The 21813-nt window shown below is 54.5% G+C and carries 26 protein-coding genes; 9 read left to right on the forward strand and 17 right to left on the reverse strand.

What is annotated here, in order from left to right:
* The first annotated feature begins 76 nt into the window (after window positions 1–76).
* The gene (locus tag H2Z33_RS05625) at window positions 77–1414 is read left to right on the forward strand and encodes a hemolysin family protein (protein WP_006810357.1); all 1338 of its coding nucleotides are present in this window, start codon (window positions 77–79) and stop codon (window positions 1412–1414) included.
* A gap of 59 nt (window positions 1415–1473) precedes the next feature.
* On the opposite strand, the gene H2Z33_RS05630 is transcribed toward H2Z33_RS05625, so the two are convergent.
* The 4 genes from H2Z33_RS05630 to H2Z33_RS05645 form a co-directional block, all read right to left on the reverse strand.
* The gene (locus H2Z33_RS05630; protein ID WP_063134958.1) at window positions 1474–1878 is read right to left on the reverse strand and encodes a hypothetical protein; all 405 of its coding nucleotides are present in this window, start codon (window positions 1876–1878) and stop codon (window positions 1474–1476) included.
* Window positions 1856–2272, reverse strand: a complete 417-nt coding sequence (locus H2Z33_RS05635; RefSeq protein WP_074133783.1) for a polymorphic toxin type 44 domain-containing protein — start codon at window positions 2270–2272, stop codon at window positions 1856–1858. Before H2Z33_RS05635 ends, H2Z33_RS05630 begins: the two co-directional genes overlap by 23 nt.
* A complete protein-coding gene (locus H2Z33_RS05640) occupies window positions 2269–2760 on the reverse strand; it encodes an Hcp family type VI secretion system effector (RefSeq protein WP_063134957.1) in 492 nt (163 codons plus the stop codon). Before H2Z33_RS05640 ends, H2Z33_RS05635 begins: the two co-directional genes overlap by 4 nt.
* Window positions 2761–3028: 268 nt before the next feature.
* On the reverse strand, window positions 3029–3235 hold the full coding sequence (locus tag H2Z33_RS05645) for a DUF1107 domain-containing protein (RefSeq protein WP_000689228.1): 207 nt from the start codon (window positions 3233–3235) through the stop codon (window positions 3029–3031).
* Window positions 3236–3559: 324 nt separating this feature from the next.
* On the opposite strand from H2Z33_RS05645, the gene H2Z33_RS05650 reads away from it, so the two are divergent.
* Entirely contained in the window at window positions 3560–4117 is a 558-nt protein-coding gene (locus H2Z33_RS05650) for a YtfJ family protein (protein ID WP_017383934.1), read from the forward strand.
* On the opposite strand, the gene cysQ is transcribed toward H2Z33_RS05650, so the two are convergent.
* Window positions 4111–4851: a 3'(2'),5'-bisphosphate nucleotidase CysQ gene (gene cysQ, locus H2Z33_RS05655; RefSeq protein WP_015572488.1), complete on the reverse strand. Its 741-nt coding sequence runs from the start codon at window positions 4849–4851 to the stop codon at window positions 4111–4113. The genes H2Z33_RS05650 and cysQ overlap by 7 nt on opposite strands.
* Window positions 4852–5041: 190 nt before the next feature.
* Between cysQ and H2Z33_RS05660 the strand changes: the two genes are divergently transcribed.
* Complete coding sequence (locus tag H2Z33_RS05660; RefSeq protein WP_063134956.1) at window positions 5042–6985, forward strand: bifunctional 2',3'-cyclic-nucleotide 2'-phosphodiesterase/3'-nucleotidase; 1944 nt, start codon at window positions 5042–5044, stop codon at window positions 6983–6985.
* A gap of 93 nt (window positions 6986–7078) precedes the next feature.
* Here the strand turns inward: H2Z33_RS05660 and H2Z33_RS05665 are convergent, their stop codons facing one another.
* On the reverse strand, window positions 7079–7465 hold the full coding sequence (locus H2Z33_RS05665; RefSeq protein ID WP_017383936.1) for a winged helix-turn-helix transcriptional regulator: 387 nt from the start codon (window positions 7463–7465) through the stop codon (window positions 7079–7081).
* A gap of 84 nt (window positions 7466–7549) precedes the next feature.
* Here H2Z33_RS05665 and H2Z33_RS05670 point away from each other — a divergent pair, with 84 nt between their 5' ends.
* From H2Z33_RS05670 to H2Z33_RS05680, 3 genes are all read left to right on the forward strand, one after another.
* On the forward strand, window positions 7550–8398 hold the full coding sequence (locus H2Z33_RS05670; protein WP_017383937.1) for an SDR family oxidoreductase: 849 nt from the start codon (window positions 7550–7552) through the stop codon (window positions 8396–8398).
* 81 nt (window positions 8399–8479) lie between these two features.
* The gene (locus H2Z33_RS05675; protein ID WP_017694662.1) at window positions 8480–9304 is read left to right on the forward strand and encodes an AraC family transcriptional regulator; all 825 of its coding nucleotides are present in this window, start codon (window positions 8480–8482) and stop codon (window positions 9302–9304) included.
* Window positions 9305–9379: 75 nt separating this feature from the next.
* Window positions 9380–10345 carry a DMT family transporter gene (locus H2Z33_RS05680; RefSeq protein WP_017383939.1) on the forward strand — a complete coding sequence of 322 codons (966 nt, stop codon included), beginning with the start codon at window positions 9380–9382 and terminating at the stop codon, window positions 10343–10345.
* Window positions 10346–10424: 79 nt separating this feature from the next.
* On the opposite strand, the gene H2Z33_RS05685 is transcribed toward H2Z33_RS05680, so the two are convergent.
* The gene (locus tag H2Z33_RS05685) at window positions 10425–12074 is read right to left on the reverse strand and encodes a methyl-accepting chemotaxis protein (RefSeq protein WP_015572485.1); all 1650 of its coding nucleotides are present in this window, start codon (window positions 12072–12074) and stop codon (window positions 10425–10427) included.
* Between the two features lie 245 nt (window positions 12075–12319).
* Here H2Z33_RS05685 and ytfE point away from each other — a divergent pair, with 245 nt between their 5' ends.
* Window positions 12320–12982, forward strand: coding sequence for an iron-sulfur cluster repair protein YtfE (ytfE, locus tag H2Z33_RS05690; RefSeq protein WP_063134955.1), 663 nt, complete (start codon window positions 12320–12322; stop codon window positions 12980–12982).
* An 86-nt stretch (window positions 12983–13068) separates the two neighbouring features.
* On the opposite strand, the gene cycA is transcribed toward ytfE, so the two are convergent.
* A complete protein-coding gene (cycA, locus tag H2Z33_RS05695; RefSeq protein ID WP_015572483.1) occupies window positions 13069–14478 on the reverse strand; it encodes a D-serine/D-alanine/glycine transporter in 1410 nt (469 codons plus the stop codon).
* 314 nt (window positions 14479–14792) lie between these two features.
* Window positions 14793–15413 (reverse strand): FKBP-type peptidyl-prolyl cis-trans isomerase, encoded by a 621-nt coding sequence (fklB, locus tag H2Z33_RS05700; protein ID WP_008502892.1) that lies wholly within the window; start codon window positions 15411–15413, stop codon window positions 14793–14795.
* A gap of 231 nt (window positions 15414–15644) precedes the next feature.
* Between fklB and H2Z33_RS05705 the strand changes: the two genes are divergently transcribed.
* A complete protein-coding gene (locus tag H2Z33_RS05705; RefSeq protein ID WP_045141839.1) occupies window positions 15645–16283 on the forward strand; it encodes an OapA family protein in 639 nt (212 codons plus the stop codon).
* A 46-nt stretch (window positions 16284–16329) separates the two neighbouring features.
* On the opposite strand, the gene H2Z33_RS05710 is transcribed toward H2Z33_RS05705, so the two are convergent.
* From H2Z33_RS05710 to rpsF, 5 genes are all read right to left on the reverse strand, one after another.
* Window positions 16330–17259 (reverse strand): DMT family transporter, encoded by a 930-nt coding sequence (locus H2Z33_RS05710; protein WP_032646988.1) that lies wholly within the window; start codon window positions 17257–17259, stop codon window positions 16330–16332.
* Between the two features lie 152 nt (window positions 17260–17411).
* The gene (gene rplI, locus H2Z33_RS05715) at window positions 17412–17861 is read right to left on the reverse strand and encodes a 50S ribosomal protein L9 (RefSeq protein ID WP_006810372.1); all 450 of its coding nucleotides are present in this window, start codon (window positions 17859–17861) and stop codon (window positions 17412–17414) included.
* Between the two features lie 41 nt (window positions 17862–17902).
* Entirely contained in the window at window positions 17903–18130 is a 228-nt protein-coding gene (rpsR, locus tag H2Z33_RS05720; protein ID WP_000135199.1) for a 30S ribosomal protein S18, read from the reverse strand.
* 4 nt (window positions 18131–18134) lie between these two features.
* Window positions 18135–18449 (reverse strand): primosomal replication protein N, encoded by a 315-nt coding sequence (gene priB / locus H2Z33_RS05725; protein WP_003856035.1) that lies wholly within the window; start codon window positions 18447–18449, stop codon window positions 18135–18137.
* Between the two features lie 6 nt (window positions 18450–18455).
* Window positions 18456–18851 (reverse strand): 30S ribosomal protein S6, encoded by a 396-nt coding sequence (gene rpsF / locus H2Z33_RS05730; protein WP_003856034.1) that lies wholly within the window; start codon window positions 18849–18851, stop codon window positions 18456–18458.
* A gap of 340 nt (window positions 18852–19191) precedes the next feature.
* Here rpsF and yjfY point away from each other — a divergent pair, with 340 nt between their 5' ends.
* A complete protein-coding gene (gene yjfY, locus H2Z33_RS05735; RefSeq protein ID WP_017383944.1) occupies window positions 19192–19467 on the forward strand; it encodes a DUF1471 family protein YjfY in 276 nt (91 codons plus the stop codon).
* A 135-nt stretch (window positions 19468–19602) separates the two neighbouring features.
* On the opposite strand, the gene H2Z33_RS05740 is transcribed toward yjfY, so the two are convergent.
* The 3 genes from H2Z33_RS05740 to ulaD are packed head-to-tail and all read right to left on the reverse strand — an operon-like array spanning window position 19603 to window position 21802.
* Entirely contained in the window at window positions 19603–20289 is a 687-nt protein-coding gene (locus tag H2Z33_RS05740) for an L-ribulose-5-phosphate 4-epimerase (RefSeq protein ID WP_017383945.1), read from the reverse strand.
* Window positions 20282–21142, reverse strand: a complete 861-nt coding sequence (locus H2Z33_RS05745; protein ID WP_015572478.1) for an L-ribulose-5-phosphate 3-epimerase — start codon at window positions 21140–21142, stop codon at window positions 20282–20284. The genes H2Z33_RS05740 and H2Z33_RS05745 overlap by 8 nt, the downstream gene beginning before the upstream one ends.
* A gap of 9 nt (window positions 21143–21151) precedes the next feature.
* Window positions 21152–21802 (reverse strand): 3-keto-L-gulonate-6-phosphate decarboxylase UlaD, encoded by a 651-nt coding sequence (gene ulaD, locus H2Z33_RS05750; protein ID WP_017694667.1) that lies wholly within the window; start codon window positions 21800–21802, stop codon window positions 21152–21154.
* Window positions 21803–21813 lie beyond the last annotated feature (11 nt).

Raw genomic sequence — 21813 nt, forward strand, 5'->3', positions numbered from 1 at the left:
GAGCTGAGTTCAATGTGTCTTCACACGAATGGTATCAACTCCCCTTCTGAGGATCTGGCGAGAAGCCGGATAAACTATGTTAAACAGTATTTTAGTAATACTTTGTCTTATTGCCGTCAGTGCATTTTTCTCGATATCGGAGATCTCGCTGGCTGCCTCCCGTAAAATCAAACTGAAGCTGCTTGCCGACGAGGGCAACATCAACGCATCACGCATTCTGAAAATGCAGGAAAACCCCGGCATGTTCTTTACCGTGGTGCAGATTGGCCTGAACGCGGTCGCCATCCTTGGCGGTATCGTGGGCGATGCAGCGTTTTCTCCGGCGTTTTATAGCCTCTTTGTTAAGTACATGTCCGTAGAGCTGGCCGAGCAGTTGAGCTTCATCCTCTCCTTCTCCCTGGTCACCGGCTTGTTCATTTTATTCGCGGACCTGACCCCGAAACGCATCGGTATGATTGCGCCAGAAGCTGTGGCTTTGCGTATCATCAACCCGATGCGCTTCTGCCTGTATGTCTTCCGTCCGCTGGTGTGGTTCTTTAACGGCCTGGCGAACGTCATTTTCCGCATCTTCAAGCTGCCGATGGTGCGTAAAGACGACATCACCTCCGACGATATTTATGCGGTGGTGGAAGCCGGGGCGCTGGCAGGCGTGCTGCGTAAGCAGGAGCACGAGCTGATTGAGAACGTTTTCGAACTGGAATCCCGTACCGTGCCTTCCTCCATGACCGGCCGTGAAAACATCATCTGGTTCGATCTGCATGAAGACGAGCAGAGCCTGAAGACCAAAGTGGCGCAGCATCCGCACTCCAAGTTCCTGGTCTGTAACGAAGATATCGACCATATCATCGGCTATGTGGACTCCAAAGACCTGCTGAACCGCGTGCTGGCAAACCAGAGCCTGGCGCTGAACAGCGGCGTGCAGATCCGCAACACCCTGATAGTGCCGGACACCCTGACGCTCTCCGAAGCGCTGGAAAGTTTCAAAACCGCCGGGGAAGACTTCGCGGTGATCATGAACGAATACGCGCTGGTGGTGGGCATTATCACCCTCAACGACGTTATGACGACCCTGATGGGCGACCTGGTCGGCCAGGGGCTGGAAGAGCAGATTGTTCAGCGTGACGAAAATTCATGGCTCATCGATGGCGGTACGCCGATTGAAGACGTCATGCGCGTACTCGACATTGACGAGTTCCCGCAGTCCGGCAACTACGAGACCATCGGCGGCTTTATGATGTTTATGCTGCGTAAAATCCCGAAACGTACCGACTCGGTGAAGTTCTCCGGCTTCAAGTTTGAAGTGGTGGATATTGATAACTACCGCATCGACCAGCTGCTGGTAACGCGTATTGATAGCAAACCGACCGTGCTGGTGCCGAAACTGCCGGATGCGGAAGAGAAGGTGTCGGCGTAATTTATGAAGGGCAGCGGTGAGCTGCCCTTTCTTTTACCCTCCGAGATTCACCCTAACTTTTAAAAAGGTGATGAATTCAAATAGATAAACGTCGAGTAAGATATATTGCTAAATTGATAAATTTTTCCACTGACTGTGATATATAAAGCGTTTTCTTTACTCTCTACTTTTGCTTCAGGATCCGTAGTTATCAGAAATGGAGCATACCCGTTCCTGACATCGCCTAAAAAAGCTTCTTCCGATTTTTTTGACGACGCCAGATAATATTTGTATACATTCGAAGTCGTAGCTCCCGCATTGCTTTCTGTAATATACAGTACAGAAACCTTCCCGATATTTTCTTTACGAATAATGTCTTGCTCGATATAGAGAAACTCATCAACAGCACGCCATATGCCATAGGAAGAGATCAGGATTGTGAGTAATATATATATTTTCTTCCTAGAAACCAGCACGCTGAGCATAGTCTATCCCCGCTCTAATCCATGTTTGATCTGTAGGATCATCGCCATGAGGATCTGGTCCTTGATAGTTCTCAAAATCAGGAGAACTCGTTCCCGCCAGAATTTGAGCGATACCTGCACCTCGTAGCAATATCTCAGGTTTTATACCAGCAGCAATACCCACCGCTCCATAATGAAAGTTGCCAAAATTTTCGTATTGCCTGCCTAATTGATTTTTATAATCCCAGGGGCCATGCCCTCGAACCTGCTTGTAAAACCAAAGATATGTTAACGCTGATGGACCACGGTGAAAACGAGCTATCATCATGTTGCTTACAACTGATACTCCTGCGGGGGAGAAGGAAGATATATCATAGGGAAGATGAGGATTCACTGCACTTACCGGATATCTCATTGTTTACCCCTTTCATTCCAGCTATCTGAAAAAAGCAGGTTTCCGTCACAATGTTTCCAAGTGATTTTTTCATAACGTACTTCTACACATTCAAGATGGTTATGCTTCTCCTTTAATACATCTTTAGTATCATGCATTATTGGTGAAACCCCAACAATAGTAACGTTCTCCAAAAGCATATTGTTATATTCAACTTCTTGCCCGGCATCATTAATACGATACCATTTAAACTCTGCGCTTATTAATTTTTGGCCTGTACAAACGGCCTTAAATAGATAGGGAGACGAGGAATCAAACTCTTTCAAAAAAATGATGCTTGAATGTTTCCTTGTTCCTGTAATTTTTCCTGTCAATGGATCAGTAGGAACTGATACGTTATGTGAAAAACCATTAACCTCTATACTCGACTCTCTTCCTTTAACATCTACAGCCCCCTTAATTAACGCACCACCATCATCCTTCAGCCATAAATAAGCAGGAATAGCCATCATTAAACTCCTTTTTCAAAGTGAGATAACCATTGTTCCTGCGTAACGAGAAAAGACCAATATACAGTTAATCCTTTATTGTCCTGTATCAACAGTTACACACTAAAAAGTAAATTTAGATTCACTTAATAAAAGTGTGAAATCTATCCGCATCACAGAATGATTACGTGAAATATCCAGTAAATGAATATATTTGAAACTACGGCTACAAACATCAACGGCTCCCATCGGGAGCCGTCTTTTTAACTACTACTGCATAGCACGTTGGTTAAGCCATCTCAGTTTGCAGACGCATAACCTGACGGTTGACTTCGGACATCACAGACAAGTGCAGTTTGTCCTTCACTTTTGGGATAAGGATTTTGCCCTTATCGAACTCAAAAGCGCCAACATCCTTGATGTACAACCGTCCACGGAACAGGATCTTCACGTACTTCGCCACCTGAAGCGGGTTGTAGCGTTGGAAAATTTTCATTCTTGTATCTCCTGCGAATCATACGCTCTTGCGGTGCCACAATCGGCCCGACTGTCCTGAGCGCAAATTTTGATGCCCAATGACTATAGACCAGAACCTCGTACTTACCCAGTGTGCATAAGTTTATTTACCGTTTGATTACAATTATTCAGAATAATCTTTGCAAAGCGTGATACAGCGCAGTATATGCCGTCGTTTTTGCATGGATATGTGCGTTCGCCCGCAAACTGGCATCGGGATTGCGGGAAAAGCCTATTGATCGCACTTATGATTAAAAGCGCATGACCAAGTGGTCGGATCACCTGCTAACAATAAGGAAACACCATGACCCTACGTAACCTCCTGGCAGCAGCTTGCCTGTTGCTGCCGCTGATGGCTTCCGCACACAACATTGAAAAAGGACAACGTGTCCCGCCGGTCGGCATTGCTGACCGGGGAGAATTGATTCTCGACAATGATAAGTTTAGCTATAAAGCCTGGAATAGCGCGCAGCTTGCGGGCAAAGTGAGAGTTGTACAACATATTGCCGGACGTACATCCGCTAAAGAGAAAAATGCCACCCTCGTGGAAGCGATCAAAGCCGCAAAACTCCCGCACGATCGCTACCAGACCACCACCATCGTGAACACCGACGACGCGATTCCCGGCTCCGGGATGTTTGTGCGCTCAAGCCTTGAGAGCAATAAGAAGCTCTATCCCTGGTCGCAGTTTATTGTCGACAGCAACGGCGTGACGCGTAAGGCGTGGCAGCTGGAAGAAGAGAGTTCAGCGATTGTCGTGCTGGACAAAAACGGTCGCGTACAGTGGGTTAAAGACGGCGCGCTGACGCAGGATGAGGTGCAGCAGGTGGTTGCCCTGCTGCATAAGCTACTGACTCAGTAAAGTGATACCCGGAAGCCCGGATTCAGGAATGACTCGCGCGGGGTGTAGTCCAGTGGCTTACCCTGCCAGTCATGCACATGCGCGCCAGCCGCCGCCGCCACCGCATGCCCTGCCGCCGTATCCCAGACGTTCGTCGGCCCGAAACGGGGGTACAGCTGCGCCTGCCCTTCCGCCACCAGACAGAACTTCAGCGACGAGCCAATCGACGTCGTCTGGTGTTCACCCAGCTGTTGCAGATACTCCTCCAGCTCGCTGTCACTGTGCGAGCGGCTGATCACCACCAGCGGAGGACGGGCATCACGCACCTGGATCTGCTTACGCACGCCGCACTCTTCCTTCCAGGCTTTACCTTCCGCCGCGCTGTACATTACTTTCATCACCGGGGCGTAAACCACGCCAAGCACCGCTTTTCCTTTTTCAATCAGGGCGATGTTGACGGTGAATTCACCGTTACGCTTGATAAACTCTTTCGTGCCGTCCAGCGGGTCGACAAGCCAGTAACGCTGCCAGTGCTGACGTTCATCCCAGCTCTGGGGCGCTTCTTCAGAAAGGACCGGAATATCCGGCGTCAGGGCCTGCAAACCTTTCAGGATCACCGCATGCGCCGCGATATCCGCCGCCGTCACCGGGGAGTCATCCGCTTTGCTGACAACATCCATCGGTTTCGCACCGTCGTACACCTGCATAATGGCATCACCCGCATCCCGTGCGAGCTGACAAATTTTATCTAACATTCTCCACCTCTTCGTTAACGCAGTGGGCATAACTTATTGTTTTAGTTATATCGTAATGTGAACAATTCCGCTATCTGTGAAGCAATTCTGGTTTCAGCGCCCTTTTTTCTGGCAGCATTCACACTTCTGTAAGCAACAAATACTACATACATATTCTTTTGTGGCTTGGATCGAAAAAAGGACTCCTCAGATGATTAAGTTTAGCGCAACGCTCCTGGCAACGCTGATTGCGGCAAGCGTTCAGGCAGCGACGGTGGATCTCCGTATTCTGGAAACCACCGATCTGCACAGCAATATGATGGACTTCGATTACTACAAAGATACCCCTACGGAAAAATTCGGACTGGTACGCACGGCAAGTTTGATCAACGCCGCCCGCGGTGAAGTGAAAAATAGCGTGCTGGTCGATAACGGGGACTTAATTCAGGGCAGCCCGCTCGGAGACTACATGGCGGCGAAGGGGCTGAAAAAAGGCGAGATCCATCCTGTTTATAAGGCAATGAATACGCTGGACTATGCCGTCGGCAACCTGGGCAACCACGAATTTAACTACGGCCTGAAATACCTGCACGACGCGCTGGCAGGAGCGAAATTCCCGTACGTTAACGCCAATATCATCGACGTTAAGACGAAGAAGCCGCTCTTCACCCCTTATCTGATTAAAGAGACCGAGGTTGTCGACCAGGACGGTAAAAAACAGACGCTGAAAATCGGCTATATCGGTTTTGTGCCGCCGCAGATCATGACGTGGGATAAAGCCAACCTCGACGGGAAAGTGACCGTCAACGACATTACCGAAACCGCGTGCAAATACGTGCCGGAGATGCGGGCGAAAGGGGCGGATGTGGTCGTCGTCGTGGCGCACTCTGGCCTCTCGGCCGACCCGTATCAGGTGATGGCTGAGAACTCCGTGTACTATCTCAGCCAGGTGCCGGGCGTGGATGCGATCCTGTTTGGTCACGCCCACGCCGTCTTCCCGGGCAAAGATTTCGCTGATATCAAAGGCGCGGACATCGAAAAAGGGACGCTCAACGGTGTGCCATCGGTGATGCCGGGCATGTGGGGCGACCACCTTGGCGTGGTGGATCTGGTGCTGAATAACGACAGCGGAAGCTGGAAAGTCACGCAGTCGAAAGCGGAAGCGCGTCCGATCTACGACGCAGCGGCCAAAAAATCTCTGGCAGGGGAAGATAAAAAGCTGGTCGACATCCTGAAGCATGACCACGACGCGACGCGTGAATTTGTCAGCAAGCCGATCGGTAAATCGGCTGATAACATGTACAGCTTCCTCGCGCTGGTACAGGATGACCCGACCGTGCAGGTAGTCAACATGGCGCAGAAAGCCTATGCGGAGCACTATATTCAGGGCGATCCGGATCTGGCAAATCTGCCGGTACTGTCTGCCGCGGCGCCATTCAAAGTGGGCGGGCGGAAGAACGATCCGGCCAGCTACGTTGAGGTGGAGAAAGGCCAGCTGACCTTCCGTAATGCCGCCGATCTCTACCTCTATCCCAACACCCTCGTGGTGGTGAAAGCTACCGGGAAAGAGGTGAAGGAGTGGCTGGAGTGCTCTGCCGGGCAGTTCAACCAGATCGATCCGCACAGCAGCAAACCGCAGTCGCTGATTAACTGGGACGGTTTCCGTACCTACAACTTCGACGTGATCGACGGCGTGGAATATCAGATTGACGTTACCCAGCCCGCGAAATATGACGGCGAATGTCAGGCCATTAATCCGCAGGCAGAACGTATCAAAAACCTGACCTTCAACGGCAAAGCGATTGATCCGAATACCACTTTCCTGGTGGTGACCAACAACTACCGCGCCTATGGCGGCAAGTTTGCCGGTACGGGTGACAGCCACATCGCCTTTGCCTCGCCGGATGAGAACCGTTCGGTGCTGGCGGCGTGGATCAGCGCGGAGTCGAAAAAGACGGGTGAAATTCATCCGGCGGTGGATAACAACTGGCGACTTGCGCCGATCCACAGCGACACTAAGCTGGATATTCGCTTTGAGACATCTCCGTCCGATAAAGCAGCCGCGTTTATCAAGGATAAGGCGCAGTATCCGATGCAAAAGGTCGCGACGGATGATATTGGGTTCGCGATTTATCAGGTGGATTTGAGCAGGTAGCGATGATTGTGCCGGGTGGCGGCTTCGCCTTACCCGGCCTACCCGCAATCCTCGATCCCGTAGGCCGGGTAAGCGCAAGCGCCACCCGGCATTTCACGCCGCACGCTCGTCCCTATTCGCCATCACCTGCGGCGTATTGACCTCAATCCAGTCGGCCAGCGCGGCCACCTTCTCGCTTACCTCCTGCCCCAGCGGCGTCAGGCTATACTCCACATGCGGCGGCACGACCGGATACGACACGCGATCGACAAACCCGTCATGCTCCAGCGCCTGTAAAGACTGAGCCAGCATCTTCTCGCTGACGCCGCCCATCTTGCGGCGCAGATCGCTGAAGCGATGCGTCCCCTGACGTAACGCCACCAGGATCAGCACGCCCCAGCGGCTGGTTACGTGTTTGAGCACCTCCCGTGACGGGCACTGTTCCGCAAAGAGGTTGCCATCGCGCATTTGCTCGCTGAGCGTTGGTATTGTTGTTTTCATACTTACCTTTTTGTACGTACTTACTAAAAGTTAGTTATGGTGATAGTGTGCCACAACACCAGACAAACACGAAGGAGATTCATCATGATCGCGATTACCGGCGCAACCGGCCAGCTTGGCCAACACGTTATTGAAGAACTGCTGAAAACCGTTCCGGCCAGCCAGATCGTGGCTATTGTGCGTAACCCGGCGAAAGCCGAAGCGTTGCGTCAGCAAGGGGTCGTTGTGCGTCAGGCGGATTACACCGATGAAGCCGCATTTACCACCGCGCTGAACGGCGTGGATAAACTGCTGCTCATCTCCTCCAGCGAAGTGGGCCAGCGTGCCGTACAGCACCAGAACGTGATAAACGCCGCCAAAGCCGCCGGGGTGAAATTCATCGCCTATACCAGCCTGCTGCATGCTGACAAATCTCCGCTGGGTCTGCACGTTGAGCACGTCGAAACCGAAAATGCCCTGGCGGCCTCCGGCGTGCCTTACGCTCTGCTGCGCAACGGCTGGTACACCGAAAACTACCTGGCAAGCGCGCCGCCAGCGCTGGAACACGGCGTATTTATGGGTGCCGCAGGCGAAGGCAAAATTGCCTCTGCGACCCGTGCGGATTACGCGGCGGCGGCAGCGAAAGTGATTTCTGAAGAGGGTCATGCCGGCAAGGTGTATGAACTGGCGGGTGATAATGCCTGGACGCTGAGCGAACTGGCTGCGGAACTGAGCAAGCAGAGCGGTAAGCCGGTAACGTATCAGAACCTCAGCGAAGCCGATTTCGCCGCTGCGCTGAAGGGCGTTGGTCTGCCTGCCGGGCTGGCGGAGATGCTGGCGGACTCCGACACCGGCGCGTCCAAAGGCGGCCTGTTCGACGACAGCCGTACCCTGAGCAAACTGATCGGCCGCCCAACCACATCACTGGCGGAAAGCGTCAAAGCCATCCTGTAGTTGTTAAAAATTGGTTATTTTTTGTGGCATCCCCTCGGGTCATCTCTGATAATGAAGCGATGACCCACAAGGAGGCTCACCGTGCAAGGCGTACCGGAACAGTTCACTGATGAGAGAGACAGCGCGCGCTTTCGCCATCTGGCGCAGCTGCCGGGCCTGGAGCTTTATCACGCCCATATCTCTGACTACGCCTTTGAGCCTCACACTCATGAAGCCTTCGGTATCGGCACCATCGAAACCGGTGCCGAACGCTTCCGCTATCGCGGTACCCAGCATCTTGCCGCGGAAAAATCCGTCGTGACCATGAACCCGGACGAGATCCACACCGGGGAATCCGCCACCGAAGGCGGCTGGCGCTACCGGATGGTCTACATCGAACCCGACCTGCTGGAAGAGGTCACCGGCCTGCGTCACTGGTGGTTTAATGACGTCACGCGCCACGACCCTTTGCGCTCGCAGCAGATTGGCCGGTTAATTTACGGCCTGTGGCACACCAACGATCCGCTGGCGCAGAAGGGGCTGCTACTGGATTTGATTCAGACTTTTCAGCCACTGGCCCATCATGCGCCGGTGGTGCAGGAGGCCGCGCACCGCTTCGAACGCGTTCGCGATTATCTGCACGACAACTATATGCGCTCGCTGACCCTGGACGAGCTGGCTAACGTTGTCTCGCTCAGCCCGTACCATTTTCAGCGCCAGTTCAAAGCCCATTTCCACGTTACGCCCCACCAGATGCTGATGGCCATCCGGCTTTGGCGCGCAAAAGCATTCCTCACCCACGGCATGCCTGCCGCCGAGGTGGCCGCCGCGACCGGGCTGACCGATCAGTCGCATTTAACCCGCGCCTTCACCCGTCGCTACGGCATCACGCCCGTGCGCTACCAGAAACAGGTTATGCCGCGCTAATGCGCAACCTCATACAATACGCGCGCGTTTTGCCCTCCTACACTGATCGCAAAGTGAATCAAGATGGATGGAAAAATGATTAGCGGCGTGTTGTATGCCCTGCTTGCGGGTTTGATGTGGGGGCTGATTTTTGTCGGCCCGCTGATTGTGCCGGAGTACCCGGCAATTTTGCAGTCGACCGGACGTTACCTGGCGCTGGGGCTGATTGCCGTGCCGCTGGCATGGCTGGGGCGCGCGCGTCTGCGTCAGCTGGGCCGCCAGGACTGGCTCACCGCGCTGGCGCTGACCATGATGGGTAATCTGATCTACTACGTCTGTCTGGCGAGCGCCATTCAGCGCACCGGTGCGCCGGTGTCCACCATGATTATCGGCACGCTGCCGGTGGTCATCCCGGTTTTCGCGAACCTGCTTTACAGCCAGCGTGACGGCAAACTGGCGTGGTCAAAAATGGCGCCCGCTCTGGTCTGCATTGCCGTGGGCCTGGTGTGCGTGAATATTGCCGAGCTTCGCCACGGCCTTGAAAACTTCAGCTTGTGGCGTTACGGTTCAGGGATCTTTCTGGCGTTTATCTCGGTTGTCTGTTGGGCATGGTATGCCCTGCGCAATGCACGCTGGCTGCGGGAAAACCCGGATAAACATCCGATGATGTGGGCGACGGCGCAGGCGCTGGTCACCCTCCCTGTCTCGTTGCTGGGCTATGTGGGCGCGTGTGTCTGGCTGGGTAGCCAGCAACCGGCATTTACCCTGCCCTTCGGACCGCGCCCGTGGGTATTCGTCGGGTTAATGGTCGCCATTGCCGTGCTCTGTTCGTGGGTGGGCGCGCTGTGCTGGAACATTGCCAGCCAGAAGCTGCCGACGGTGATACTGGGGCCGCTGATTGTTTTTGAGACACTGGCAGGGCTGCTCTATACCTTCCTGATGCGTCAGAGCGTGCCGCCGCTGCTAACGGCCTGCGGGATCGCGCTGCTGGTCGTTGGGGTGGTGATTGCGGTGAGAGCGAAGCCGGAAAAACCGATGGTCGTTCCGGCGTCGGAGGGGTGAGCTTTTCGCCCAGCGGCGCTTCGCTTGCAGGGCCTACAAAACCGTAGGCCGGGTAAGCGAAGCGCCACCCGGCACAGTATCAGAACGTTTCCCAGTTCGCTTCAGACGCCGCCGCGACGGGCTGCGCTTTAGGTGCATAGGTCTTTACCGGCGCGGCTTTCACCGCCTGGTTGCGGGTGATCTTAAACACCGCCACCGCGTCGTTCAGGCGTGCAGCCTGATCTTCCAGCGCCGCCGCTGCCGCCGCAGACTCTTCCACCAGCGAGGCGTTCTGCTGGGTGACGCGATCCATCTCCGCCACCGCCTGACCCACCTGGTCGATACCGCGGCTCTGTTCGTCGGAGGCCGACGCAATCTCACCCATGATGTCCGTCACGCGCGTAACCGCATTGACGATCTCCGCCATCGTCGCGCCCGCTTCATTTACCAGCTGAGAACCCGCGTTGACGCGTTCGCCGGAATCATCGATCAGCGCTTTGATCTCTTTCGCCGCCTGCGCGCTGCGCTGGGCAAGGGTACGCACCTCGCCCGCGACAACCGCGAAGCCACGTCCCTGCTCGCCCGCGCGCGCCGCTTCTACCGCCGCGTTCAGCGCCAAAATATTGGTCTGGAAAGCAATGCCGTCGATCACGTTAGTAATTTGCGCGATTTTGCTGGAACTGGTGGCGATTTCGTCCATGGTGCGCACAACGCCCTCGACCACGTTACCGCCCTTCTTCGCGGTGGAGGAGGCGTCCAGCGCCAGACGCGACGCCTGACGCGCGTTATCGGCGTTTTGCTTCACGGTGGCGGTTAACTGTTCCATGCTGGCTGCCGTCTCTTCCAGAGAAGCGGCCTGTTGCTCGGTACGAGAGGAGAGATCGTTGCTGCCCGCCGAGATTTCACCCGCGCCGGTGTAGATGGTATCAGCGCCTTCACGCACCACGCCCACCGTGTTGGCCAGCGCAGTCTGCATCTCCTGAACGTTGCGCGCCAGGATCGCCATTTCATTTTTACCCTCAGCCTGAATCGGCTGGGTTAAATCCCCTGCGGCAATGGCGCGGATATGGTTGATCACCTCTTCCAGCGGCAGCAGTAGCACGCGGCGCATCGCAATCCAGCTGGAAATAATCACCGCGATCACCAGCAGCATCACCGCAGAAAGGATCCACAGAATGCGTTTGTAGTCGCTTTCATTGTCCCGGATCCCTTTGGCGGTCAGCGCGGCCTGCGCCTCACGCCACTCGCGATAAACTTTTTGCATCGCGGTCTGCTTCTGTTCGGCATTTTGTTTGAACATATCTTCCAGATTGCCCTGCCCCAGCAGAACGTTCATTTGCGTCAGCGTGGCGGAGTAGACGCGGTATTGCTCTTCCAGACGATCGGCCAGGTGCTCGTCCATACCCGGCGTTTCCGGCAGCGCGTAGTATTTATCGTAATGGATCTGGGCATCGGCCAGCAGGTTTTTCGCGGTATTGACCAGCTCGTTCAGCTGCCCGCCGTTAATCTGCGACGCCATGCTGCTTTGCAGGCGCAGCATGCCGCGGTTGAGAGTGACGCGCGCCTGGTTCAGGCTGATCCAGGCGTCGGTAAACTCCGCGACGTTCTGGCTGGAAAGCTGAGAAACGGTGAAGTTCTCTTTATCGTTATTGAGTGCGTTAATGAAAATGCCAGCGGAGATCAGCTGCATGATGCCGAGCACAAGCAGCACCGAAATCAAAAGAGTAATGACTTTTATACGTTTAAACATGCGTTGCCTTTTTTATATACAGGTATTGTCTGACCTGTATCTATCGGCACGCGCGGCAGGTTGTTTACTGTTTCTCCACCTTTAAAAACTTTCGAAAGCCCTTTTCTGCATTCAATCAGCAAGTTAAAAGCACGCTTTTTTTGTGATCCCCTTCTCATTTTCACCCTTGCCTCTAAAGGGTTATAGTATCCACCTAAAGATGTATTTAAAATGCATCTTATATTCCTGATGATGAGGTAACTGTTATGGCCTTCCGCGACCAACCCTTAGGCGAGCTGGCGCTCTCCATCCCTCGCGCTTCTGCGCTGTTCCGTAAATACGATATGGATTACTGCTGCGGTGGTAAGCAAACGCTGGCGCGCGCAGCGTCGCGTAAAGAGCTGGATGTGGAGGCTATCGAAGCGGAGCTGGCTCAGCTGGCTGAACAGCCTGTCGACAGAGACTGGCGCACCGCGCCGCTGGCTGAAATCATCGACCATATCATTGTGCGTTACCACGATCGTCACCGCGAGCAGCTGCCGGAGCTGATTTTACAGGCGACCAAAGTTGAACGCGTTCATGCCGATAAACCTTCCGTACCGCGCGGCCTGGCGAAATACCTGACCATGCTGCACGAAGAACTTTCCAGCCACATGATGAAAGAGGAGCAGATCCTCTTCCCGATGATCAAACAGGGCATGGGCAGCCAGGCAATGGGGCCCATTAGCGTGATGGAAAGCGAACATGATGACGCCGGCGAACTGCTGGAAGTGATCAAACACACCACCGACAACGTCACACCGCCGCCAGAAGCGTGCACCACCTGGAAAGCCATGTACAACGGCATTAACGAGATGATCGACGATCTGATGGAACACATCAGTCTTGAGAATAACGTTCTGTTCCCGCGTGCATTATCGGGTAAATAAAAAAGCCCGGTGGCGCTAGCGCTTACCGGGCCTACAACATCCGCGAACCTAGGCCGGGTAAGCGTCAGCGCCACCCGGCAACATGCTTAGCGCATGCCCGCCATACGTTTCTTACCGATAAACAGCCAGCCAAGCCCCAGCGCGATAAACCACAGCGGCGTGACCATCAGCGCCTGTCGGGTATCTTCTTCCAGCGTCAGCAGCACCAGCACGAAGACAAAGAACGCCATGCACACCCAGCACATCAGCTTGCCCAGCGGCATCTTGTAGATCGACTTCTCGTGCAGGTGTGGACGCTGCTTGCGGTACACCAGGTACGAGCAGAGGATGATGGTCCAGACGAACATAAACAGGATCGCCGACACCGTGGTGATCATGGTGAACGCGCCGATTACGCTCGGGTTGACGTAGAGCATCACCACACCACCCAGCAGACAGATGCAGGAGAAGGTCAGCCCTTTCGCCGGTACCGCGCGTTTAGACAGTTTGGCAAACGCGCTCGGAGCAACGCCCTCCTGCGCCAGGCCGAACAGCATACGGCTGGTGGAGAAGACGCCGCTGTTCGCGGAAGAGGCCGCAGAGGTCAGCACCACGAAGTTAATCAGGCTCGCGGCAGCAGGCAGCCCCACCAGCACGAACAGCTCGACGAACGGGCTCTTGGTTGGCACCACCGAGCTCCATGGCGTCACGGACATAATGACGATCAGCGCGAACACGTAGAACATGATGATACGCAGCGGAATGGAGTTAATCGCGCGCGGCAGGGATTTCTCCGGATCTTTGGTTTCCGCCGCCGTGGTACCGACCAGCTCAATCCCGACAAACGCAAACACCGCAATCTGGAAGCCGGCAAAGAAGCCGCTGATACCTTTCGGGAACCAGCCGCCGTCATTCCACAGATGGGCAAACGAGGCCTGTACGCCGGTTGGCGACTGGAAGTGCGTCAGCACCATCACCAGCCCGACGACAATCAGCGCGATGATGGCGACGATTTTGATCATCGCGAACCAGAACTCCATCTCACCGAACATTTTAACGGTGGCGAGGTTCAGGCTCAGCAGCAGAACAATCACCGCCAGCGAAGCCACCCAGTCCGACAGGCCGGGGAACCAGAATTGGGCGTAGGCCGTAATAGCGACAACATCCGCCATGCCGGTAACCACCCAGCAGAACCAGTAGGTCCAGCCGGTAAAATAGCCCGCCCACGGGCCGAGCAGGTCTGACGCGAAGTCGCTGAAAGATTTGTATTCGAGATTCGACAGCAGCAATTCACCCATTGCACGCATCACGAAAAAGAGCATAAAACCGATGATCATATAAACGAAGATGATCGACGGGCCGGCAAGACTGATGGTTTTGCCCGAGCCCATAAACAGCCCGGTGCCGATGGCTCCACCAATGGCAATAAGCTGAATGTGACGGTTCGTGAGATTTCGCCGTAGCGACTGTTCAGACGTCGCCTCTTCTGCGGCGGCGACTTTGACCTGATCTACCATGTGATATTTTCCTGTTTATGCCTGTCTGTGTTGTTAAGGCTCTTCTGGCCTTTATATACGCCAAATAAATGACGGACCCTGTGTAAGGACTAATCGATAGTAGGTAAGAATCGGCGGGATGAATACTATGATTTGAATATTATGTTAATAATATGTTGAAAGTGAGTGTCATATCACTCATACAGCGCGAAACAGCTCACAAAAATACACGTAACAGTTTCGTTTGCAATACAAAATGTTGATTTCGTCGTAACTCCGGGTTTTATCGCTATTTTCCTCTCCCCGATCGGAGAGAGGAAAATAAGAAAAACCGATTACAGGATTTCCAGCAGCTCGACTTCAAACACCAGGGTGCTGAATGGCGGAATGGACGCGCCAGCGCCACGCTCGCCGTAAGCCAGGTTGTGCGGGATAGTGAGTTCCCATTTGGAACCTACTGGCATCAGGGTCAGGGCTTCGATCCAGCCTGCGATAACGCCGTTGACCGGGAATTCAGCCGGTTCGCCACGCGCGACGGAGCTGTCGAACACGGTACCGTCGATCAGCTTACCGGTGTAGTGTACGCGAACGTGGTCGGTACGCGCCGGGATTGCGCCATCACCCTGATTGATTACGCGGAACTGCAAGCCGGACTCGGTGCTGTTCACGCCTTCACGCTCACGGTTCTCTTCCAGATATTTCACGCCTTCTGCCGCCATCTCTTCGAAACGCGCGCGACGTACGGCGTCAGCACGTTCGTGGATTTCACGCAGCGCACGGTGCACAACGTCAACCGGCACAGCGGGCTGCTTGCCTTCCAGCGCGTCAGCGATACCCGCCACCAGCGCTTCCGGTAACAGACCTTCCAGGCCGGATTCGCTCAGCTGCTGTCCTACCTGCAAGCCGATGCCGTAGCTTGCCTGCGCTTCGATAGTGTCAAAAGTCGGGGTGGTCATGGGTTTTCCTTCCATCACATTTAAAGTAGCGGGCAGCATATCAGCCATGCCCTTATGGGTAAAACTTTGTCTTAAGTAAAGGTGACAAACTGCGACGAAACGGAAACAATAGTAGCCGTCAGGATTTTCCCTAATATATGTCACGAAAGCTGGCTTTGTTACGCCCATCAGGCAGTTAGCAAACTACACTTCTCAGGACAGGATAAAAAGACGCGGAGCAGGAGGAGAGCCATGCCCGGGCGATTTGAACTGAAACCTACCCTGGCGAAAATCTGGCATGCGCCGGATAACTTTCGCATCATGGACCCGCTGCCGCCTTTGCACCGCAGAGGCATTATTATCGGCGCGTTGCTGATCGTCATCGGCTTCCTGCTTCCTTCCGGCAGTGACAACGTTGATACCGCGCCGGTCAGCCGGAATGCTGAGCTGGATATCCAGTCGCAAAGCCAGCCGCAGCCTGATTCACAGCCGATGCAGACGCAGCTGGTCACACCGACTAACGATCCGGGCCAGGTTGCGCCGGTTGAACCTGAACCGGTTCAGGAAGATCAGGAGCAGGCCGCCGCCCCTTCAGAGCCACAGGCGCAACAGCCCACCGGCATTGAGCAGCAGTGGCGTTCGTATCGCGTAGAGCCTGGGAAAACTCTTGCCCAGCTGTTCCGCGACCACAATCTGCCAGCAACGGATGTGTATGCCATGGCGCAAGTCGAGGGGGCAGGCAAACCGCTCAGCAACCTGCAAAATGGTCAGATGGTGCAGATCCGCCAGAATGCCAGCGGGGTGGTGACCGGGTTAACGATCGATACCGGAAACGGGCAGCAGGTACTGTTTACCCGCCAGCCGGACGGCAGTTTCATCAGAGCACGTTAATGGCCCAGGCCGGGTAAGGCGATGCCGCCACCCGGCACTTTTGTTCTCAGGCACGCCGTTTATTCACCCACCAGATCCCCGAGCAGACCAGCACCAGCGCAATCGCGTATTTGATGTCCAGAATGTTTTCGCCGAGGAAGATGGCGGAGAGCACCGTCCCTGCTACAGGTATGACAAAGTTGAACGGGGCAATCATACTCACGCGGTTTACTTTCAGCAGCGCGCTCCACAGGGCGAACGCCACGGATGAGAGCAGCGTCAGATACCCCAGCACGGCGACGGCTTTCATGCTGTGCACCTCCAGCGTCCCGCCCGTGGCATAGCCTCCCGCAACCAGTGCCGCCCCGCCTATCCCCAGCTGCCAGCCAGTCATCACCGTCGGGTCAACGGTCTGGGAAATGCGTTTCCCGTAAAGCGTGGCCGCAGAGAGAATAAAGGCGGCCAGCACCACAAATCCGTCACCTTTCCAGACAAACTGGAACTCACTTAACCCGCTGTGGAAGTTCACCAGCATAACCCCGGCAAAGCCCAGAACACATCCCAGCGTTTTGTTATAGCTGAGTTTGTCGTTGTGGTAGATAAAGTGCGCCAGCAGCACGCTGAAGAAGGTCCCGGTGGCATTCATGATGGAGCCGTTCACCCCGGTCGTGTAGGCCAGGCCGATATAAAAGAAGGTGTACTGGAGGGAGGTCTGGGTCAGTCCGAGGATCGTGAGCTGGCCAAACTGCGTGGGCGTGAGCCTGCCAATCGGCTTTCGCTGGGCCATGGCAAAAAGCAGCAGCAACGCGCCGGCAAACAGAAAACGGTATCCGGCAAAGACGACTTTGGAGGGGATATCATCGGTCGCGATCTGAAAGAGTTCGTAGCCACTTTTAATGGCCGGGTACGAGCTTCCCCAAAGCAGACAGCAGAGCGTGGCGCAGGCATAGGCCACATTGCGACGGGCAAAGACGGGCGTGGGCAGAGCAGTATCCATGACAAATCTCATAAATAAAATTGCGTTTCAATTTATTATCAGAGAATGCGTCAGGAATAGCGACCTTACAAGAGCAAAAGATGACGCAGGGTCACGCTAAAAAGCAAAACGCCGGCACAAGGCCGGCGCTTCGACGCGAGCAGAGTAAAAAATTACTCAGCTACTACGTTAACAACCAGTTTAGCGAACACTTCGCTGTGAACCTGGAAGTCAACTTCGTGCTCACCAGTGGTACGCAGAACGCCGTTCGGCATACGAACTTCGCTCTTAGCCACTTTAACGCCTGCCGCAGTAACTGCATCAGCGATATCGCGGGTACCGATGGAACCGAACAGTTTACCTTCGTCGCCAGCTTTAGACGCGATAGTAACGGTGCCCAGTGCGTTGATTGCTTCAGCGCGAGCGTTAGCAGCCGCCAGAACGTCAGCCAGTTTGGCTTCCAGTTCAGCACGACGTGCTTCGAAAAACTCTACGTTTTTCTTAGTAGCTGGAACAGCTTTACCCTGTGGAACCAGGAAGTTACGAGCGTAACCCGCTTTAACGTTTACCTGATCACCCAGGCTGCCCAGGTTTGCTACTTTATCAAGCAGAATAACTTGCATTACCTTATCCTCTTAAAGTCGTATTAATGGACCGTGCCCGATTACTGATGACGATCAGTGTACGGCAGCAGAGACAGGTAGCGAGCGCGTTTGATAGCGCGAGCCAGCTGACGCTGATATTTTGCACGAGTACCGGTGATACGGCTTGGGACAATCTTACCGCTTTCGGTGATGTAGTTTTTCAGCGTTGCGATATCTTTATAGTCGATCTCTTGAACGCCTTCCGCGGTGAAACGGCAGAACTTGCGACGACGGAAATAACGTGCCATATGGCTAGTCTCCAGAATCTATCAAATCAATCTGCTCGGCATGCAGAACCATTTTGCTCAGGCCGTTCTTTGCCTTGTGGCAAGAAATGAACCCCTGAACGATTACTGCACTACCGACCGTTAAACTGTGAGTAATGGCCTGGTTTTCGTGTCCGCTAATAATCACGGGCATTTGGCACCACGCCTGCCGGTGAAACCCGGCTTCCTCTTGCACAGAACGATGCTCAAGCACGAACTGGCAATGCGGAATTCCTGATGGGCTGACCTTTCGAAGGGGGGTCCTGCACACGGTGCCGGACAACACCAGACGGTTGGTCATCAGAAATTACTCTTCAGAATCCCCAGCATCAGAATCATCTGCGGTTTCGTTTGCGAAATCATCGCGACGCTCACGGCGCTCGTCTTTCGCTTTAACCATCGGAGATGCTTCGGTCACTGCGTGTTTGGTACGCATAACCATGCTGCGGATAACGGCATCGTTGAAGCGGAAGGTAGTTTCCAGCTCATCGATCACTTCCTGCGGAGCTTCAACGTTCATCAGAACGTAGTGTGCTTTGTGCAGTTTGTTGATCGGGTAAGCCAGCTGACGGCGGCCCCAGTCTTCCAGACGGTGGATCGTGCCTTCTGCACCAGTGATGGCAGCAGAGTAACGCTCGATCATGCCCGGAACCTGTTCGCTCTGGTCAGGGTGGACCATAAAAACGATTTCGTAATGACGCATCGAATTGCTCCTTACGGATTATTCAGCCTCCTGTCTGGGTCAGCCGAGGCCCGGGGAGGCAAGGAACGTGTTAAAGGTCGGCTGAAAAATTGACGCGTCATAATACTTGCGCCCCCCAGGAAACTCAAGCTGATTGCACAAATAATTCGCACAAAGGGTAAAGCTGTTCTAAGTGGGTGATTTAAAATCGCACTCATCAGAAGCGCTGTTTTTTTGAACAACACCATCAGAAATGGTCACCCATCGCAACCCGGGTAGCGATTACACTTTAATCAGAGACACTGAACAGAGAAGGAGAACATTACCCCGTATCACAGCACGCAGTCGTGGAGCGCATATCATGAAAAGAATCGCAATCGCCATTTTGGCTGCGCTTTTGCTCAGTGCAAACGCGATGGCAGCCATCAGAATAGACAGCCAACAGGCCAGAAACATGGATGATGTGCAGAGCTTAGGCGTTATTTACATCAATCATAACTTCGCCACTGAAAGTGAAGCAGATCAGGCGCTTAATGAAGAAACCGATGCGCAGGGCGCAAAATACTATCACGTCATGCTGACACGTGAGCCCGGCAGCAACGGTAATATGCACGCCAGTGCAGATATTTATCAGTAACGCTTTATCGCTAGCACCAGGAAAGCCAACGAAAATCAAAGCCATATATAATTTGCCCCCTGCCCGGGGGCTTTTTTTATGAATGGCTCCGGAATACCACCGGTTACAACTGTTTCGGTATTCCAGAGCACTTATTCACTTCTGCCCGTAATAAGCATTCGGGCCGTGCTTACGCATGAAATGCTTGTTCATCAGGTAATCATCAATGCCCTGAAGCTGTGGATTAATGCCGCGCGCAATCCACGCCATTCTGGCCACCTCTTCCATCACCACCGCGTTATGCACGGCATCATGCGCATCTTTACCCCAGGAGAACGGACCATGCTGGTACACCACAATACCCGGCGTATGCAGTGGTTCCGTCTCACCCAGCGTTTCGATAATGACCCTGCCGGTGTTAAGTTCGTACTCGCCTTCGACCTCAGCCTGCGTTAACGCTCGCGTGCAGGGAATATCGCCGAAGAAGTAATCTGCGTGCGTCGTACCCAAAGCAGGGATCGCCAGCCCGGCCTGTGCCCAGGCGGTGGCGTGCGTGGAATGGGTATGCACAACGCCCCCCAGAGACGGGTAACGCTGATACAGCGCCAGGTGGGTTGCCGTATCTGAAGAAGGGCGCCATTTGCCTTCAACGACGTGTCCTTCCAGGTCAACCACCACCATATCGTCCGCTTTCATGGCGTCATAGGCCACGCCGCTCGGCTTAATCACCACTAGCCCCTGCTCGCGATCGATGGCGCTTACGTTGCCCCAGGTAAACGTCACCAGTCCATAGCGCGGGAGATCCATATTGGCTTCAAAGACCTGCTGTTTCAGCTTAAGCATGTTCCGCCTCCATCAGCCCTGCCCGCGCCATGCGCTCGCGCACCCAGTCCCGGGCTTTCGCCACTTCTGCCGCCGGGTCGTCCGCGGTTTCGCTCCACATCTCAATCAGGTAAGGCCCGCAATAACCTGTCTGTTTGAGCGTCTGGAAGCACCGTTCGAAATCCACCACCCCGGTGCCGAACGGTACGTTTTTAAACACGCCAGGACGGGTATCTTTAACGTGCACCGCCACGATATGCCCGATGCCCGCCTGAAGCTCCATCTGTACGTCGTTATCCCATGCCGACAGGTTTCCGATATCCGGATAAAGCTGGAACCATGGGTTGTTCAGATAGTGCGCATAGCCCAGCGCCTTGCTGATGGAGTTCATCAACGGATAATCCATGATCTCCATCGCCAGCGTCACCTGCGCACGGCTTGCCATCTCAACGCTCTCTTTCAGGCCCTCCCGGAAACGACGGCGCGTTTCATCGTTGGCTTCCTGATAGTAAACATCGTAACCCGCCAGTTGTATCACGCGGATGCCGACATCCTGTGCAAAGCGAATGGCTTTACGCATGATCTCCAGCCCTTCGGCGCGTACAGCATCATCTTCGCTGCCAAGCGGAAAACGACGATGAGCGCTCAGGCACATGGATGGCACGCGCACGCCGGTTTCGGCAATGGCGCTCACCAGCGCCAGACGCTGGTCGCGGCGCCAGTCCAGGCGAGAAAGACGCTCGTCCGTCTCATCCACCGACATTTCGACAAAATCAAAACCCAGCTGCTTCGCCAGCTGCAACCGCTCCAGCCAGCACTCCCCCGCAGGGAGTGCCTTTTCATAGATGCCAAGCGGGACCTGTTTTGACAACATACCCGCTCCTTAACCCCAAAGCTGAGCGATTGAGCGTTTGAACTGACGCGCCGCTTCCACCGGAGACGCAGCATCACGAATGCTACGACCGGCAATAAAGACGTGAATCGGGATACCCTGGAACAGCGGCAGGTCCTCCAGCGCCAGGCCACCGGTGACGGTCACTTTGAAGCCCATATCGGCCAGACGTTTGATCGCGCTGATATCGGCTTCGCCCCACGCCACGCCTGCGGCCTGCGCATCACGGCTACGGTGATAAACCACCTGCTGGATACCCGCTTCGCGCCACTCCTGCGCCTGCTCCCAGGTCCAGAAACCAGTCAGTTCAATCTGCACGTCGCCGTTGAACTCTTTCGCCACGTCCAGCGCGCCTTTCGCGGTGTTGATATCCGCACAGCAGATCACGGTGACCCAGTCGGCGTTGGCTTCAAAGCACATGCGAGAGAGGATTTTGCCCGCGTCGGCGATTTTGGCATCCGCCAGCACGATTTTATGCGGATAGAGCGCCTTCAGGTCACGAACCGCACGAACGCCTTCGCCCACGCACAGAATGGTGCCGACTTCGATGATGTCCACTTCTTCCGCAATCAGACGGGTGGTTTCGTAAGCGTGAGACAGAGTCTGGTTATCCAGCGCGACCTGCAACATTGGTAATGACATTTTAAATTCCT

Origin of the sequence: Enterobacter sp. YSU, assembly GCF_016082135.1 — a bacterium.
Taxonomy (GTDB): Bacteria; Pseudomonadota; Gammaproteobacteria; order Enterobacterales; family Enterobacteriaceae; genus Enterobacter; species Enterobacter hormaechei_C.

Bases quoted from the DNA above. Each gene is read 5' to 3' on its own strand.
- H2Z33_RS05625 (WP_006810357.1), top strand. From the start codon at position 77: ATGTTAAACAGTATTTTAGTAATACTTTGTCTTATTGCCGTCAGTGCA.
- H2Z33_RS05630 (WP_063134958.1), bottom strand. From the start codon at position 1,878: ATGCTCAGCGTGCTGGTTTCTAGGAAGAAAATATATATATTACTCACA.
- H2Z33_RS05635 (WP_074133783.1), bottom strand. From the start codon at position 2,272: ATGAGATATCCGGTAAGTGCAGTGAATCCTCATCTTCCCTATGATATA.
- H2Z33_RS05640 (WP_063134957.1), bottom strand. From the start codon at position 2,760: ATGGCTATTCCTGCTTATTTATGGCTGAAGGATGATGGTGGTGCGTTA.
- H2Z33_RS05645 (WP_000689228.1), bottom strand. From the start codon at position 3,235: ATGAAAATTTTCCAACGCTACAACCCGCTTCAGGTGGCGAAGTACGTG.
- H2Z33_RS05650 (WP_017383934.1), top strand. From the start codon at position 3,560: ATGACCCTACGTAACCTCCTGGCAGCAGCTTGCCTGTTGCTGCCGCTG.
- cysQ (WP_015572488.1), bottom strand. From the start codon at position 4,851: ATGTTAGATAAAATTTGTCAGCTCGCACGGGATGCGGGTGATGCCATT.
- H2Z33_RS05660 (WP_063134956.1), top strand. From the start codon at position 5,042: ATGATTAAGTTTAGCGCAACGCTCCTGGCAACGCTGATTGCGGCAAGC.
- H2Z33_RS05665 (WP_017383936.1), bottom strand. From the start codon at position 7,465: ATGAAAACAACAATACCAACGCTCAGCGAGCAAATGCGCGATGGCAAC.
- H2Z33_RS05670 (WP_017383937.1), top strand. From the start codon at position 7,550: ATGATCGCGATTACCGGCGCAACCGGCCAGCTTGGCCAACACGTTATT.
- H2Z33_RS05680 (WP_017383939.1), top strand. From the start codon at position 9,380: ATGATTAGCGGCGTGTTGTATGCCCTGCTTGCGGGTTTGATGTGGGGG.
- H2Z33_RS05685 (WP_015572485.1), bottom strand. From the start codon at position 12,074: ATGTTTAAACGTATAAAAGTCATTACTCTTTTGATTTCGGTGCTGCTT.
- ytfE (WP_063134955.1), top strand. From the start codon at position 12,320: ATGGCCTTCCGCGACCAACCCTTAGGCGAGCTGGCGCTCTCCATCCCT.
- cycA (WP_015572483.1), bottom strand. From the start codon at position 14,478: ATGGTAGATCAGGTCAAAGTCGCCGCCGCAGAAGAGGCGACGTCTGAA.
- fklB (WP_008502892.1), bottom strand. From the start codon at position 15,413: ATGACCACCCCGACTTTTGACACTATCGAAGCGCAGGCAAGCTACGGC.
- H2Z33_RS05705 (WP_045141839.1), top strand. From the start codon at position 15,645: ATGCCCGGGCGATTTGAACTGAAACCTACCCTGGCGAAAATCTGGCAT.
- H2Z33_RS05710 (WP_032646988.1), bottom strand. From the start codon at position 17,259: ATGGATACTGCTCTGCCCACGCCCGTCTTTGCCCGTCGCAATGTGGCC.
- rplI (WP_006810372.1), bottom strand. From the start codon at position 17,861: ATGCAAGTTATTCTGCTTGATAAAGTAGCAAACCTGGGCAGCCTGGGT.
- rpsR (WP_000135199.1), bottom strand. From the start codon at position 18,130: ATGGCACGTTATTTCCGTCGTCGCAAGTTCTGCCGTTTCACCGCGGAA.
- priB (WP_003856035.1), bottom strand. From the start codon at position 18,449: ATGACCAACCGTCTGGTGTTGTCCGGCACCGTGTGCAGGACCCCCCTT.
- rpsF (WP_003856034.1), bottom strand. From the start codon at position 18,851: ATGCGTCATTACGAAATCGTTTTTATGGTCCACCCTGACCAGAGCGAA.
- yjfY (WP_017383944.1), top strand. From the start codon at position 19,192: ATGAAAAGAATCGCAATCGCCATTTTGGCTGCGCTTTTGCTCAGTGCA.
- H2Z33_RS05740 (WP_017383945.1), bottom strand. From the start codon at position 20,289: ATGCTTAAGCTGAAACAGCAGGTCTTTGAAGCCAATATGGATCTCCCG.
- H2Z33_RS05745 (WP_015572478.1), bottom strand. From the start codon at position 21,142: ATGTTGTCAAAACAGGTCCCGCTTGGCATCTATGAAAAGGCACTCCCT.
- ulaD (WP_017694667.1), bottom strand. From the start codon at position 21,802: ATGTCATTACCAATGTTGCAGGTCGCGCTGGATAACCAGACTCTGTCT.